Raw genomic sequence first — 14,689 nt, forward strand, 5'->3', positions numbered from 1 at the left:
GGGTGTCCCAAACGGACCGGGACGCCCTCTTTCATCGCTATATATACGTACTGACTGCTTCTGCCGCACTATATGTTGTGCCTATCTTGAAGGAAGGCGACCTTTTGGGTCAGCCCCTTGACATCAAGCACGATGGACGGCGCCGCGATAACGCGCCACAAGCTTCTTCCGTCCCCATCCTATCGGAGTGGGGCTTCCATGCTTCCCGCACACCAGCGCGGGTCTTCCGTGTTCCCCGCACGCTGGCCTCCCCTATTTACCGCCCTGTTTCCTTGAAAAACGACCGGAAAGCGCGCGGCTCTGAGATCAGCCGCTTCCATCTCCGCCTTCCGCCCGCCGCTGTTGCCACGCCTCTAGCAACACCGCCTGCTCGATCGGTCCGGGGGAAGACAGCGGCGCGAGAGCGAGCACTTGCTGTTCATCGGCGGCAATCGGGAGCAACCGATTCAATTTGGCGATGAGCAAAATTTTTTCGATCATGGCGTTTTCCCGGACGACAATAGCCATGGCACGACCGGCGCTAACTACTCGTTTAAAAAAGCGGACAAGAAGCGCCAGCCCGGTGCTGTCCAAAAATTGGAGTCCGCTTGTATCGACGATGACTAGCGGATGTTCAACGGCGGCGGCCGCCGCCGCCAATTTTTGTTCCGCGGCGAGCTGCGTATGATAGGCGAGCCGCCCGGTGAGCACGACACAATCGTATGCAGGTTTTGCAATCCGTTCCAGTTCAAACAAAAATCGATGCTGTTCCATCATATCCCCCTATCGTTGGCCAGTCTCCTTCCATCCGCGCCATCCGCCCACCAAACATCGGTGACCCGCTTTTCCTTTCCCATCAAACGGCGCAAGGAGGCACCTAGCACGTTCGGGCGCCCTTTCCGATGAAAAAACAGGCCGGTTGCCCGCCGCGTGTTTTCATCCATCGCCGCCCTCCCAGCCCGCCTTTCGCTTCATGGCCATCACGAGCACCCGGCGGCCATCCGGCCGCTCCATCCACGCCATCGCGTCCATCGCCTCGCGGATCAACAGCAGTCCGCGCCCCGATTCAGCGAGCAGCACATCAGCGAGCGTCATGCCAGCAAGCCGCTCAATCGTCTCCAATGAGATGCCGTCACCTTCTTCTTCCACCATCACTGTCACATCGTCAGCAGTGACAAAAAAGGAAAGCGAAATCGTTCGGGAGCCGTCCCCTGCCCGCTTGGCCTCCTTCACCGCATTGACCACCGCTTCATGCACCGCCAGCACAAACAGATCGGCATCGCGGACGGCCAAGAGGCGCGCAGCTTGTTTAGCGATGAAATCGAACCACTCAACCGCCTCTTCGCCCGCTTGGCAAGACACAACCCAACTCAGCCACACGTCCGCCCCCGCCTCACCCGCGGAGCGTAATCGACAACAAGCAAATGTCATCCGCCGGAGCGGCGAGCGGGGGACCTTCATTCATCAGCCGTTCAAGGAAGCGTTTATCCGGCAAGTGGCGGCACATTTGCGTGCAAGTGCGGATCGTTTCCATGCTTTGCAAAATGGACGGCTGAATTTCTTCTAAAATGCCATCGGTGTACAAAAGCAGGCGAGCCTGCTTGTCATAATGAACGACCCCTTTTTCAAACGGCAAAGAAAACGGGCTGCCGATCGCCAAACCGCCTTTGTCCAACTCTTGGATGCTTCCGTCCTCAAAAACGAGCAAGCCCGCTGGGTGACCGGCGTTTGTATATTCAATTTTGCGCTCTTTTGTGTCAATCACCAAATAAATCATCGAGAACAAGTAGCGAATGTCATATACTTCCTCTGGAAACAAGGATTGCACGTGCTTCTCGAGCTCGCTCGCCACCAAAACCGGATCAACGACGCGAACGATCAACCCGCGCAGCAGCGAGCGAAGCAGCATGCTCACCAAAGCCGACGAAATGCCATGACCCATGACATCAATGACAATGACGCCATAACGGTATAAATCAATTTGATAACAAGCGTAAATATCGCCCGACAAATCGTCGGATGGGATATAAACGGCCTCCATCGTCACCGTCTCGTTTTGGATGAGCGGCGTCAATAAGTTTTGTTGAATTCGTTTCGCCAATTCAATTTGCCGGCGATGCTCGGTCTCTTTTTGCTTCCGCCTCGTCACATCTTCCGCCACCATGACGTACCCATGAAAACTGGAAACAGGAATGATCGTATACGAAACATCAATCGGCACACCATCACGGCGCTGCGCCACTCCCTCGCCGCATTGCGGTCCGGCGGACGGAAACGGAAGCAACGTTTCGCCGCCACGAAACAGCGTCCAAACCGGACGACCAACCGCGTCTTCCCGCCGCCACCCGAACAGCCGCTCCGCTCCTTGTCCCCAATCTTGCACAGTTCCATCCCGAGCCAGCAAGACAACGGCAAACGGCGCGGACGCGTAAACGGCGTGCAACACATCAGCTGGCTGGAGGACGTCAACCGGCGACACAGCAGCACGCTCCACAAACTGCCAAAGAAGCCATTCCCCATCGCGGCTCCACAGCAGCGAAACGCGCATCCAACTCGTATAGATCCGCCCGCTTTTTGTCATATGACGCGCTTCTCCTTGCCAACAGCCCTCTTGCCGCACGCGGCGGATGATATCGTCAAACCGAGCGGCCGACCATCCGGCGGAAAATAAACTGGCAACCGGCCGGCCGATTAACTCATCTTTGGAAAACTCAAGACGTGCAGCTACCCGCTCACTGACCGCCAAAATCAAACATTGGGAACTGGTGATGACAATGCCTTGATTCAACTGCCCCGCATCTTGCTGATCGATCGCCTGTACGTTCACCTTCACTGTCGTTCAACCCTTTTTCTTCATAATCAGTCTGTCGCCCTCAGCTGACCCCAGCTTCGCGAAACAAAGCGCGCCGCGGCGCCGGACTTCCTCCCTTGATCGCACGGCGCAGCCGCCTCATTGTTCCGGTCAGGAACAATAGCGCTATTGTTCCCTATTCGCTATAAGCGGCTCTTTTCCTGCTTCCGTTTCCAAAAATCATTTAGTCCGTTTGTCTTATTTTGTCGGCTGGCTGAATCGTCGACGAATCGTGGCGATGACAAGCAGCGACACCGGAATGATGACTTGCAGCGGAACATGCAAATAAAACGTGACGATTTTCAATCCTTCATGAATGTGCTCAATATAATTGTTGGCAATAGCGACCGACAACAATAGGACGAGCAGCCCGAGCGGATAGACGAGCCGCTGATGGCTTGAAACCCCAAACAAGTGAGCCGCCCCAACCACTCCGGCATAAAAAAAGACGGAGATTTTAAAAAACCCGCCGATGATGAGCGCGATCATAAACAACACGTCAAGCCGCTCTAAAAAATGAGCCACTTGCACGCGGCGGATCGTGTCCAAGAGCGGAAACGATGAACGCGACACCGCATCAGGACCGAGGACAGCGATATTGATGGCCATAATGATCGCCAAATTGATGCCGCTTAGCACCATTCCCCCTAAGCCCACGCGCTTCACTTTGACCGGATTGTTCATATACGGAAACAACATCGTAAAGACGATCATTTCACCGAACGGAACGTACAGCGTTTCGGTCCAGACCGTCTTCCACACCCGCCCCCAACCTTCCTCCAACACCGGCTGCAACTGAGTCACATCGACCAACCCTGAAACAAACACAAGAACAAAGCCAGCGAGCGCCAACAAGTACAACACCGTCAAAAACAGCTCGCCGGTGCGCGCCAACACTTCAATTCCTTTATAAACGCCGTACATGACAGCGAGCGCCATAATGGCGTTCAGCACAAACAACGGCGTTTCCGGGTAAGCGAACGTCAACAGCAGCTCCCCGAAATCGCGCAGCACGCGGGCGGCAATATAAAGAAAATACGTAATATACACAACCGCCAACAGCTTGCCGAGCGGCGCCCCGACGATTTGCGGCAAATAAGCGGTCAGCGGCTGATCGGGATAGTACTCGAACAGCCGGCGATAAACGAAAAACAACAGCAGGCCGAACACCAACCCAAGCAAAATGGCGATCCATACGTCTTGTTTCGCATCCACCCCAAGGGGAATGACGATGGCGCTGCCATGTTCAAACAATACAATCAACACAAACAATTGACGCGCGTTGATTTTGACGGATTCCAACCGACTTTCACCGCCTTTGTTCTAGAAGGCCGGTAATTGAAGGGGGATGCTTACCAGCCTCGTTTCTCAAAAATAGAAAAGCGTTGTGACATCGGCGCTGTTTTCCACCGATTGTCCATCAAGGAAAACAACGGTTTTTCACCGCTCGTCTCAATGACGGGTGATTTAGGGTAAAATGCTGCTGATCCCACCTATTTCTCAATTAGAGAAGCCTTGCAGAATCAACTTTTCTACGAAAATGCTGAACTGGCGCAAGATTTTCATCCCCGGGTGGAGGGCAGATCACACTGTCCATGGATCTTTTCTGAATGAAAATGCCGCCGATTGGTGTGTGACAGCGGTTTTTCACCGGCCTTTTAAGGTGTCGTACAGCCGTTATTCTTCTATATATGGTCGATTCCGCAGCCCGGTGCGGCGAATGTACAGATCAGCCGTGACGGTGACGTCCAGTTCGGGAAAATAGCGGTCGTGCCACTCTTTCTCAATCTTTTTCCATAAACGCGGGTCAGCGCGATGAACCGCTTCGCCAAACCCGAACACATCGGTTCGTTCCCGCTGGGCCGTTTCGATGGCTTTGGCCACCTCCTGCTTGACGCCCCGTTCGAATTGCTTTTCTAAACGAAATAGGACGCCGGTGTCGGCTAAGTTGATCGGAACGCGCGCCTCGCTGATGTCGCCTTCCGCCTTAATATGAACGAGAATGGACGGCTGACCATTTTTTACGTCGGCTTCCACATTCGTTTTCGCTCGTACGATCCGATAGCCGATCGCTTCCCGTTTTCCTCCCCACGGAATAGTAAGATTCGTTTGGTGAATACGGTCAAGCACCCACATTATGCCTCTTGCCGTGGGTCCGTCAGCCCAGCCAATCAGGCGAGCATGTTTAAACAGCGCCAACCCTTTCAATGTAACGCGGGCGTCAGGCACGGATGACTGCACGTTTTTTTGCCGCTTCCCTTCCTTCGGGTTCCCTTCAATGACTACGCCGGTAACGACCGGATTTCTTCCAGGCGAGGCCAAACTGCGAATCGCCCACCATACATCAGCGTTCATCGTCTGTCCCCACGCCAGTTCTGAAAACTCGAGCGTTTTAATAATTTTGTTGGCGGAAATTTTATCAATCGGCGTTAACACTGAAAGCGTGTCTTTCGCCGAATGGCCGCGGGCGATCACTAAGCGCGCCGTCGTTCGAAACTGCTGATTGCGCTCCAAGGCATCGAACACCCCGTCCATCCCTTCGCGCGCCACTTCTTCTCCGACGACGACCAAGTTCGTATGGGCGTAATACAAAAGGCGCGAGACTTTTTCCGACGCTTTCCGGCTCGCCTCGACCAAGCTGTCCCCGGTTGAGGTATAAATCGACACCGGCACTCCGGCTGCCCCGCCGCCGCGCTGCACCGCTCCAGCGACGTTGCCTGGGTTGACGACTTGAAAGGAGGCGAGATACTTGCCGTCTTCCGTCTTATCCAAACCAACCGCAATGACAAACGCCAAATCGGTCAGCTCTTTTTTACTCCAGCAGCCCGAAAGCAAACAGACGCAGACAGCAAACGGCAAAAACACGGCGAGCGGCCGTTTCATGACTCGTCCCCCTTCTCTTGGCGCGATGGCGCCGGTGGCTGTGGCTTTTGGCCGCCCGATTGGCGGACAATGTTCTTTTGGTTAATCAAGCGCGGCCGCTCGCGGAACATCCATGTCGGGACGCGGAACAACGTGTCACCGGTGTTCGAAGGAATGAGCGGAGCGAGCGGCGACATATACGGAACGCCGAACGACCGCAAACTGCATAAATGAATGACCATAATCAAAAGCCCCATCATAATGCCGTAAAATCCAAGTATCGCCGCCAAAAACATCAAGCCAAAGCGGATCAGCCGCGCCGAGATGGCGATGGCAAACGACGGCGTGGCAAAGCTGGCAATTGCCGTAACTGAAACGACGATCACCATCGCTGACGATACAAATCCCGCCTCCACTGCCGCCTGGCCGATGACTAACGCCCCGACGATCGACACCGCTTGGCCGACGGCGCGCGGCAAACGGACACCGGCCTCGCGCAGCACCTCAAACGTCACCTCCATGGCCAGCGCCTCAACAAACGCCGGAAACGGTACGGATTCACGCTGAGCAGCGATGGCGATGACGAGCTGGGTCGGGATCATCTCTTGGTGAAACGTCGTCGCCGCGATGTAAATGGCCGGGGCGACAAGGGAGATAAAAAAAATGAGCACGCGCAAAAAACGAAGGGCCGTCGCGATGTCAAACCGGGCGTAATAATCTTCACCGACTTGAAAAAATTGAATAAACAGCGCCGGTGCCACGAGCACAAACGGCGTTCCTTCCACAAGAATCGCGACTCGACCTTCCAGCAAATTGGCCGCCACTACATCTGGCCGCTCCGTATGATACACTGTGGGAAATGTGGTAAACGTCTGGTCTTCAATCAGCTGTTCGATATAGCCGGACTCGAGCACGCCGTCAATGTCAATGCGGGCAAGACGCTTCTTCACTTCGGTCACAATGTCGTCATTGGCGATTCCTTTCACATACATGATGGCGACATCGGTTTGCGTCACCGTGCCGATTTGCATCGTCTCCAGCCAAAGGTTCGGGTTTTTGATGCGGCGGCGAATCAGCGCCGTATTCGTGCGCAACGACTCGGTAAACCCTTCGCGCGGGCCGCGGATGGCGATTTGGGTTTGCGGTTCTTCAATCGAACGGTATTGCCCGCCTTTTGTGCTCGCGCTAATGGCCAACGCCGCTCCATCGAGCAAGAGAATCGTCGCTCCAGAAAACAGGTTGAAAAACAGCCGCTTCCAGTCACTGACTTGCTCGATGCCGCCGACTGCGGCGAGCTTTTTTTCAATCCATTGAATCCGCTCCTTTTCCTCGAGCGGGAGCGGAAACGACGCCGTAAGGAGCGGCAGAAGCAAAAACTCGTATACGTTTTTTTCATCGACGAGCCCGTCGACAAAGACGATGGCCGCTTTCATTTGCGTTTCTTGGCCGAGGGAAAAACGGCGAATGACGATATCGCTGCTTTCGCCGGTCGCCCGCCGAATGATGTCGATGTTCACGGCCAGTTCAGGTGACAGCGGCTCTTCTAGGACGTCCGCCGCTTCGCCGCTATGGTCGGCCCCTTCTTGCTGCACGCCGTCGTTCATCCGCTCCTTTTGCCGACGCATCCCCCATTGAAACAGCATAGTCCTTTCCTCCTCGCTCCATATCGCGTTTATCCTCCATTATAGGCAATCCGCCAAACGTGTATACGGGGATGCATCATTTCTCCCTGGCCGGAGAACACTAAACGAAAAAGCGGCAGGTGGCTTGCATTGAAAGTCGTCTTCCTCTCCCTCGCCTTTTGGCTGCTGTTAGGTGGAACGGCAATAGGAATGGACTGGCTCCTAGGATTAACGCTGCGACAATCGCTGCATAACGTGCTCAATCCGTTTCGCGTGATGGAAGCGCCGGAGCTGTTTCTTTTGTTTTTATTCATCGCCTTTTGGCTGCTTGACTTGCTCACCGTATGGCTTTGGCGGCGAAAAAAACCTTCCTCTTGACAAAATAGCGGACAAGCGCATGCGCTTGCCCGCTCTCATCGCTACTGTTTGATTTTGTGCCATACGTTTCGCTGTTCGAGCCATTGACGAACGTGCGTGTGATCGGTGGTGAACGCAGTCGAGAACATGTCGCCGTCACTTTGCAACAGTTCGATTTCCCCCTGTGCCTCTCTTCCACCACCAAGCATCGCTTTGACCGGTTCATTCCATAAGTCTTGCTTCAGCGCTGCAATAAATGATTCAATTTCTTTTGGGTCGGCCAAAACTAGCACGGTGTTTCCTGTACTTATGTTGCGCAGCGTCACTTGCCGGATCGGCGAGTAGCCGCTCGGACGAAGCAATATACAATATTGCTGTTTATACTCTTTTGACTCCATGATGCGGCGAAAATGATCCATGTACGGCTCGACGGGGACATCATAACGGCGAAGGAGACGCGTCCCGTCTTTGAGCACGTAGCCGATCACCACCGGCTGAGTTTGCTCAAACCGCGATGGGCGCGGCTTGTCGTGCACCAGCTGCTGATGAAACGCCCGCACCGCTTTCATATTGTCTTTCGTGCGCAAAAACTGATCGTACTCCTCGAACGAGCGGCCGATTAGCTCAGAATGGCGGAAGTTGGTCGTCGACTGACCGAAGTAAACTTGCTGGATCTCAGACAATTCAGGAACGCGCTGGCCGTATCCGAATATATCCAAATGAATCAACCATAACGCCGCCGCCATGATCGCCACAAACCCAACATACCCTTTCCACCGCCGGAAAATCCGCCATGTTTTGGCGATCACCATGCAGGCGATCGCGTAGCCCAACAACGAAAACGCTAGGTAGCCAAACAGGAGCCAACTCGCTTCGCTCTCCACTCCTCCGAAATAAAAGCCGCCAAGCAGCCATGAACACACCGCCACTCCGTATACAAACAGCGGGCGGAACGCCGGAAACGCCATCGCCTGCCCGGCTGTCTCGGTCGGCCGTCGCTCATACAACCAAATCGCGAAGCCAAAGAGGAGAAGCGCCAACAACAACATCCCCCCCGCTTCGCCTGCCTCCATCGATCGATACCCTAACATCTCATAGCGCAGCGGAATCACAAGCCGTTCCACATCAATCGATAAATAATAATCATTCGGAAATCCCGGCAATAATAGCGATAAATTGGTATAAATCAACACAAGAATGCCAGCCGGAAAGACAAGAAGAATATTCGTCAACACGACATGAATCACCGATTGGCCGACGAGCACTCCCACGGCGATGGAAAAAGCAAAAATCACCGTTTCCACCGTTACCGTCTCACCGAACCAGCGCCATACGTCCGCTGCGTTGATCGGCCACGGCAGGTCCAACCCAGCCAAGCAGCCGATGGCAACAAGCGCAGTGAGCAAAAGCGGCACCGCTACCATGAGCCAACCGAACACGATTTGGCTGGTGAGCAGTTCGGTGCGGCGGATGGGCAAACTGTGAATAAAGTCGGCCGATCGTTTATCATGCATATAGCGAAGAACGCCGGCTGCCGCCAGTATCGGAACGAGCCAAGCGATCAACGTCTCAAATCTATTCGATATGTGGTACACGTTTTCCCACTGCGGCACGTTGCCGACTTTCGGGTCATATTGCGAATAGGCAAGTGCGATCGGCAGCACGATCGCTGCCATCCATAGCAACCAATGAATGATGGCAATCCAGCTGATCTGACGAAGATTTTGCGTCCATACAGCGCGGTTAGCCGACCACCGTTTCGCAGACATGAGCGGCACCCCCCATTTCATACATAAAAATTTCTTCGAGCGACAGCGACAGCACATCAAAAATCAGGGGATGAAACGCGCGAACTGTCTCCTCTACGCGCCGCTTTTCGCCGCGCACGACCAAAATCACGATGCTGCCGCGCACTTCGCGGTGAACGATCTCGAGACGTTCGGCCAGTTCATCCGGAAATCCATCGCGAAACGCCAGCTGCAGCTTATGCACACCGGCGCGCAGCTCATCCAAATCGCGCTCCAGCTGCACGACACCGCCCGCCATCAACCCGACCATGCTGCACAAATCTTCGAGCTCGCGCAGATTGTGCGATGAGATGACGACGGTCATCTCCCGTTCGACCACCTCATCAATCAACAATTGTTTGACGTGGCGGCGAACGAACACGTCGAGCCCATCGAGCGGCTCATCCATAATGAGCACATCCGGCCGCACGGAAAAAGCGAGCCAAAAAGCGGCCTGGCGCTGCATCCCTTTCGAAAACTGATGGATTTTTTTGTTGACATCCAATGAAAACGCCGCGCGCAGCTCCGTAAACCGCTGACGGCTGAACGACGGATACACTTGCTCATAAAAATCGGCCATCTGCTGAATCGTTGCCTGAGGAAAAAAATAGACGAAATCCGGCAAAAACAAAATGCGCCGCTTGACTTCTATATTTTCCCACACCTCATCACCGTCGACGGTAATCGTCCCGCGGTCTTGGCGGAGAATACCGGCCATCAATTTTAACAGCGTCGTTTTTCCCGCGCCGTTCGGTCCAAGCAGCCCGTAAATCGCCCCTTTCGGCACGGTCATCGTCGCCCCGTTGACGGCGGGAAACCGGTCAAACGTTTTCGTCACGTCTGCGAGTTGAATCATCGCTCTCCCTCTCTTTCTCCCCTTCTATGATCCATTGCCATAACTGCTCGTTCGTCACTCCTAAAAATCGCGCCTCTTTGACAAGGCGGACAAACTGTTCGTAAACGGCAGCGACCGCTTCCGCATTCGGTTCTTTCGGGCGCGGCGCGACGAAACTGCCTTTTCCCGGCAGCGAATAAATCCAGCCGTCGCGCTCGAGTTCACGGTAAGCCTTTTGAATCGTGTTTGGATTGACCATCAGCTGTTTCGCCATCGCCCTGACCGACGGCAGCTGGTCGTGCGGTTGCCATAGTTCGCGAACGATCATTTCTTTCATTTTTTCCATCAGCTGCTCATAAATCGGCTGTCGGCTTCGTAAGTCAAGCTCAAACATCTCCCCTCCTCCTCCCGTTGTCATTACCGTACTATTACCAATAGTACACACAAAGTAAAAAAAGAGCAAGCACTTTTCCATAAAATAAGAAAGAGGCATCCGGGGATTCTTTCTTCCTCTCATTCCGGCGCCGTCCGCCGCTATGTTGACCGTTGCAGCTTATCGGGCTGATACGTCTGCACAACCAATCCATCCCCTTTTGGCTCGCATACTCAACGAAAAACAGCATCGCTCTCCAAAGGAGGATATGTACCAAAGGTGAATATGGTCGTCATACAGCGCATTGCCGAGCAGCTCGCCAAGGACAAGGGCTGAGATAAACGTAAACGGGCTCATTTGGCTGATCAGTTTTTTGCCGGCGATTGTAACGACGGCGAACAACAGAATCAAGCCGGTCACCAATTCGATAGTCAGATGAAACCACTTTATACCGCGCCCCCTTGAAAGGTAAAATTCGTTAAAAGCAAGGGCGGTTTTCTTTTGTCTCCGTCGCCCTTGACGACTCTTCCGCATCTCTGGTGGGTGTTAGTCAAGAGCGAATCGGGCTCTATATACCCCTCGATGCTCAATGGGATGATCTGTGTGGAGTTTTCATAGACCTTTTGGCGCTACCGTGCCGTTGCTGTTCGCCCTTTCTTCGTATTGTGCCCCTGTGCGATTTGAGAAGTTTTGCTGTTTATTTTGCGTTCGCACCGACAAATTCTGGATTTTCACCACCAAATGTACTTGACAAAAAAATTTTTCGTGATAAGAATGTCAAAAGACTCTTCACCTTCATCACGTACCTGACTTATGCAACCAAGAAAGAACAGGAAATCAATCATGTTTTGCATACACTTGTGCAGAAGAAGTGAATCGTCTGTCAAGTACATGTTGTGGTGATGAGCCGTCAAAAAGATTAATTACCATTTTTTGTTATCTTCCGTTCAGTCGGGACTTATTATATCATGTTTTTTTTCAAAAAGTCAAGTACATCTTTCCGTGATGAACCTAAATTCTCCGCAACTGAAAACGCGCTGTCTGTGAGCGTTCGTCTGTCCATCAGCGCATCTGGAAAAGAAAAACTGAATGTTCGCGCCGGCGATTGAAAAGACAAAAACGAGGTCACCTTGCCTGCACCCGCGCCAGGAAATGGGGCTTTTTCCGCCGGTGAAGATCAAGTATAATTAGCCATATTAAGACCGATTTTGCGGAACGGGGGAGAATGATGAACGCTCATACGGAACGAACGAGCGCCGCCAACATGACGCTCTATCCGATTTTGTTCGCCATCAGCCTCGGACACTTTTTGAACGATGCCATGCAGGCGGTCATCCCGGCGCTCTTTCCGATTTTGCGCTCGATGATGGAGCTGTCGTACACCGCAATCGGCTGGATTGCGTTTGCGCTGAACATGACGTCGTCGGTCATGCAGCCGGTCGTCGGTTTTTAGACGGACCGGCTGCCGTCGCCGCGTTTTTTGCCGCTTGGTATGGCGGCGAGCTTGCTCGGCATGGCCGGGCTCGCCTTGGCGATCTGGCTGCGAACGACGAGAAATGACAAAACTATTTTCTTTTCAACCGATTTCCGGCTTTATGAATGAAGACCGAATGAGGTTCAAGTAGATTAGGGGATCGTTCTATGGCGGGGCTTTATATTAATCAACACGTTTTGAACAATTTATTTTATATTTTGGTCGGCGTCTTTGCTTTTTCGTTTATTTATGACCATAGCGCAGCCATCCGGCGCCGCCTCCTTTACAGCCGGGTGCTGCTTGGCGCTTGCCTGACGTTGGCGGCAGTGTTATGCATGAAGTTCCCGATTTACATCGACCCGGCATGTGTCCACGATTTCCGGCAAGTTCCGTTTTTGCTCGGAACGCTCTATGGCGGAAGCGCGGTCGGGGCGGTGCTGTTGACTATGCTCATGTTGGCGCGCACGATTTTGTACGGCTTTCAGCCATTGACATTGATCGTTTACGCCATTATGCTGGCGGCTGCAGCCGTCGTCTCGCCGCTGTTTCGCCGCCTGCCCCGCCCCAGCAAGCTGTTTACTGCGCTTGGGCTGACGTTTTTGTTGGCGGTGCTCACCACCTTTGTCGCTGTCGTGATCGCCGATTTCCAAGTGACGAAACCGTATATCATTTACTTCATTCTGATGCCGCCGTTTGTGATGATGTTTGCGGTTTATTTGATGGAAACGCTCCACGAAGCACAGCTCGCCCGAGCCGAGCTAATGAAAATGGAAAAAATGGAGATTGTCAGTCAGCTGGCCGCCAGCATTTCCCATGAAATTCGCAACCCGCTCACTGTCGTCAAAGGGTTTATCCAGCTGCTGCAAACCGGGCCGCTGCCGCGGGAAACCGAGGAGCGATACATCCGGATCGCCTTAGAGGAACTGGAACGGGCGGAAGCGATCATTCGCGATTATTTGACGTTTGCCAAGCCGGCGCCAAAAGAAACAGAACCGATCGATGTCGCCATCCAGCTTCAAAAAGTATTGCAGATGATCGCGCCCATGGCCCATATGCACTCGGTCAGCCTTTCTTCCTCGCTTGACCATGGCATCGTCATCGGGAACGTGCAATATTTCCAACAATGTTTTTTGAATCTGTTCAAAAACAGCATCGAAGCGATGCCAAATGGTGGAACGCTCCGCGTGACAGCGGAACATCGGGGAACCGCCGTCGTCATCACCGTTTCGGACAACGGCGTTGGCATGACAAAAGAGCAAGTGCGCCGTTACGGCGAACCATACTTCAGCACGAAAGAAAAAGGAACGGGTCTTGGCGCCATGGTTGCGGTTAAAATTATCGAACAAATGGGCGGGACATGGAACATTGAAAGCGCCGTCCAAAAAGGCACGACGCTGACGATCACCTTGCCGGCCAGCCGGGTGCAGCCGCCGACAGCGGAACGAAACGCACCCGGCTGAGCGACAAAACGAGGGTGTCGCAACTGAATCCGGACACCCTCGTTCGTTGCTATATACGCGCTGACTGCTTTTTCCACCCGATATGTTCGCCTATCTTGAAGGCAGCCGACCTTTTCGGTCAGCCCCGTTTGGTTGTTCGGCATCGGCGCGATCATTGAACTTCTTCGAAATAATCTTTGTAAAACCCGCCGACTTTTCCGCTGTTGTCCACGACAAAATAAAACTCGTCCGTTTCGTTTTTCACTTCGTACACCTTACCCGGCGTCAATACGTTGCTGACCATGTATTTTTCCGCATTCGTATGGACGCATTTCACTTTTTTGATCGTCGGCCGGGTCGCCCATGTGTAATGGATCATGGCGTCATCTCCTTTTTCATTTATGCTGCTTCCTCTACTATTGTAACTGCCGCCCCCTTTCCTTGCAACGTTCCGCGCCCAGCCGGCCGCCTCGCCGTTGGCGGCAGCGGACAGCCGTGCTATAGTGGAACTGTATGCACACTCGCCAACAACGAGGTGATCATGTCTGAAAGGAGAGATGCTGATGTTTTTGCCTTCATTTCGTTTAGACGGAAAAACGGCAGCTCAACGCGGCGGATGGGGCGGTATCCTTCTCGTTTCATCCGTTCTAAACAGGCGGCAATCGTTTCCCCTTCCGCTACGGTAAACCGTTTTTTCTTCATTCCGTTCGGCGTTCGTTCCTTTTCCGGCCAAACGACCGGTGCGCCTCCCTCCTTTCCTTTGTTATTTTGCCCGAAAAAAAGAAGCCGGATGCTTTCTGTCCGGCTCAGCGCGTCTTTTGCGCATATTTTCGGTACAACCCATACAATTCCGTCGCCTTGTACGTCTCGATTTTTTTCCGCCCGACCGGATGGCGGGCGATGCCTGCCTTTTTCAGTTCGGCGACAAGCCATCCTTTCGATCCGACATGCGCCATGGGCGCTCCCTCCTTTTGCTTGGCTTGTCTTTATGTATATGCGCCTACACAAAAGTTGAGAACGCCCTAGGAGATCGGTGATTTAAGCGAGCAGGCTGCTTACCAACCTCGTTTTTCAATACAAAAGCCTTGTCACATTAGGATTGCCTTTCAA

General features: G+C 53.4%; 16 protein-coding genes and 1 pseudogene. 3 read left to right on the top strand and 14 right to left on the bottom strand.

The genetic code is table 11. From position 1 onward, the window contains the following. Positions 1–306 precede the first annotated feature (306 nt). From NST29_RS09540 to NST29_RS09570, 7 genes are all read right to left on the bottom strand, one after another. On the bottom strand, positions 307–753 hold the full coding sequence (locus tag NST29_RS09540) for an STAS domain-containing protein (protein ID WP_033843906.1): 447 nt from the start codon (positions 751–753) through the stop codon (positions 307–309). Continuing rightward, complete coding sequence (locus NST29_RS09545) at positions 753–923, bottom strand: hypothetical protein (RefSeq protein ID WP_156102720.1); 171 nt, start codon at positions 921–923, stop codon at positions 753–755. Before NST29_RS09545 ends, NST29_RS09540 begins: the two co-directional genes overlap by 1 nt. Beyond that, positions 916–1,359, bottom strand: coding sequence for an ATP-binding protein (locus NST29_RS09550; protein ID WP_339232081.1), 444 nt, complete (start codon positions 1,357–1,359; stop codon positions 916–918). The genes NST29_RS09545 and NST29_RS09550 overlap by 8 nt, the downstream gene beginning before the upstream one ends. 13 nt (positions 1,360–1,372) lie before the next feature. Beyond that, positions 1,373–2,812: a SpoIIE family protein phosphatase gene (locus tag NST29_RS09555; RefSeq protein ID WP_339232082.1), complete on the bottom strand. Its 1,440-nt coding sequence runs from the start codon at positions 2,810–2,812 to the stop codon at positions 1,373–1,375. A 216-nt stretch (positions 2,813–3,028) separates the two neighbouring features. Continuing rightward, positions 3,029–4,132: a GerAB/ArcD/ProY family transporter gene (locus tag NST29_RS09560; protein WP_033020662.1), complete on the bottom strand. Its 1,104-nt coding sequence runs from the start codon at positions 4,130–4,132 to the stop codon at positions 3,029–3,031. A gap of 375 nt (positions 4,133–4,507) precedes the next feature. After that, on the bottom strand, positions 4,508–5,713 hold the full coding sequence (locus NST29_RS09565) for a Ger(x)C family spore germination protein (protein ID WP_033020660.1): 1,206 nt from the start codon (positions 5,711–5,713) through the stop codon (positions 4,508–4,510). After that, on the bottom strand, positions 5,710–7,335 hold the full coding sequence (locus NST29_RS09570) for a spore germination protein (RefSeq protein ID WP_033020658.1): 1,626 nt from the start codon (positions 7,333–7,335) through the stop codon (positions 5,710–5,712). The genes NST29_RS09565 and NST29_RS09570 overlap by 4 nt, the downstream gene beginning before the upstream one ends. 129 nt (positions 7,336–7,464) lie before the next feature. Here NST29_RS09570 and NST29_RS09575 point away from each other — a divergent pair, with 129 nt between their 5' ends. Continuing rightward, positions 7,465–7,692, top strand: coding sequence for a hypothetical protein (locus NST29_RS09575; protein WP_033020657.1), 228 nt, complete (start codon positions 7,465–7,467; stop codon positions 7,690–7,692). 41 nt (positions 7,693–7,733) lie between these two features. On the opposite strand, the gene NST29_RS09580 is transcribed toward NST29_RS09575, so the two are convergent. From NST29_RS09580 to NST29_RS09595, 4 genes are all read right to left on the bottom strand, one after another. Then, positions 7,734–9,440, bottom strand: a complete 1,707-nt coding sequence (locus tag NST29_RS09580; RefSeq protein WP_033020656.1) for a multidrug ABC transporter permease — start codon at positions 9,438–9,440, stop codon at positions 7,734–7,736. Continuing rightward, positions 9,415–10,314, bottom strand: a complete 900-nt coding sequence (locus NST29_RS09585) for an ABC transporter ATP-binding protein (protein WP_033020654.1) — start codon at positions 10,312–10,314, stop codon at positions 9,415–9,417. Before NST29_RS09585 ends, NST29_RS09580 begins: the two co-directional genes overlap by 26 nt. Continuing rightward, positions 10,280–10,687 (bottom strand): GntR family transcriptional regulator, encoded by a 408-nt coding sequence (locus tag NST29_RS09590; RefSeq protein ID WP_033020652.1) that lies wholly within the window; start codon positions 10,685–10,687, stop codon positions 10,280–10,282. The genes NST29_RS09585 and NST29_RS09590 overlap by 35 nt, the downstream gene beginning before the upstream one ends. A gap of 159 nt (positions 10,688–10,846) precedes the next feature. Beyond that, positions 10,847–11,200 carry a hypothetical protein gene (locus NST29_RS09595; protein WP_339232085.1) on the bottom strand — a complete coding sequence of 118 codons (354 nt, stop codon included), beginning with the start codon at positions 11,198–11,200 and terminating at the stop codon, positions 10,847–10,849. 694 nt (positions 11,201–11,894) lie between these two features. Here NST29_RS09595 and NST29_RS09600 point away from each other — a divergent pair. Next, a pseudogene (locus tag NST29_RS09600) lies at positions 11,895–12,200 on the top strand (MFS transporter); the annotation flags it as partial. A 107-nt stretch (positions 12,201–12,307) separates the two neighbouring features. Then, positions 12,308–13,600, top strand: coding sequence for a HAMP domain-containing sensor histidine kinase (locus tag NST29_RS09605; protein WP_339232087.1), 1,293 nt, complete (start codon positions 12,308–12,310; stop codon positions 13,598–13,600). 151 nt (positions 13,601–13,751) lie between these two features. Here NST29_RS09605 and NST29_RS09610 read toward each other — a convergent pair whose 3' ends face one another. The 3 genes from NST29_RS09610 to NST29_RS09620 form a co-directional block, all read right to left on the bottom strand. After that, positions 13,752–13,958, bottom strand: coding sequence for a DUF6501 family protein (locus NST29_RS09610; RefSeq protein WP_033020648.1), 207 nt, complete (start codon positions 13,956–13,958; stop codon positions 13,752–13,754). Positions 13,959–14,077: 119 nt separating this feature from the next. Then, complete coding sequence (locus NST29_RS09615) at positions 14,078–14,281, bottom strand: NETI motif-containing protein (protein ID WP_033020647.1); 204 nt, start codon at positions 14,279–14,281, stop codon at positions 14,078–14,080. 104 nt (positions 14,282–14,385) lie between these two features. Next, a complete protein-coding gene (locus NST29_RS09620) occupies positions 14,386–14,535 on the bottom strand; it encodes a DUF2639 domain-containing protein (RefSeq protein ID WP_081917044.1) in 150 nt (49 codons plus the stop codon). Positions 14,536–14,689: the final 154 nt, after the last annotated feature.

This window comes from Geobacillus sp. FSL W8-0026 (assembly GCF_037966255.1).
GTDB classification, from domain to species: Bacteria; Bacillota; Bacilli; order Bacillales; family Anoxybacillaceae; genus Geobacillus; species Geobacillus icigianus.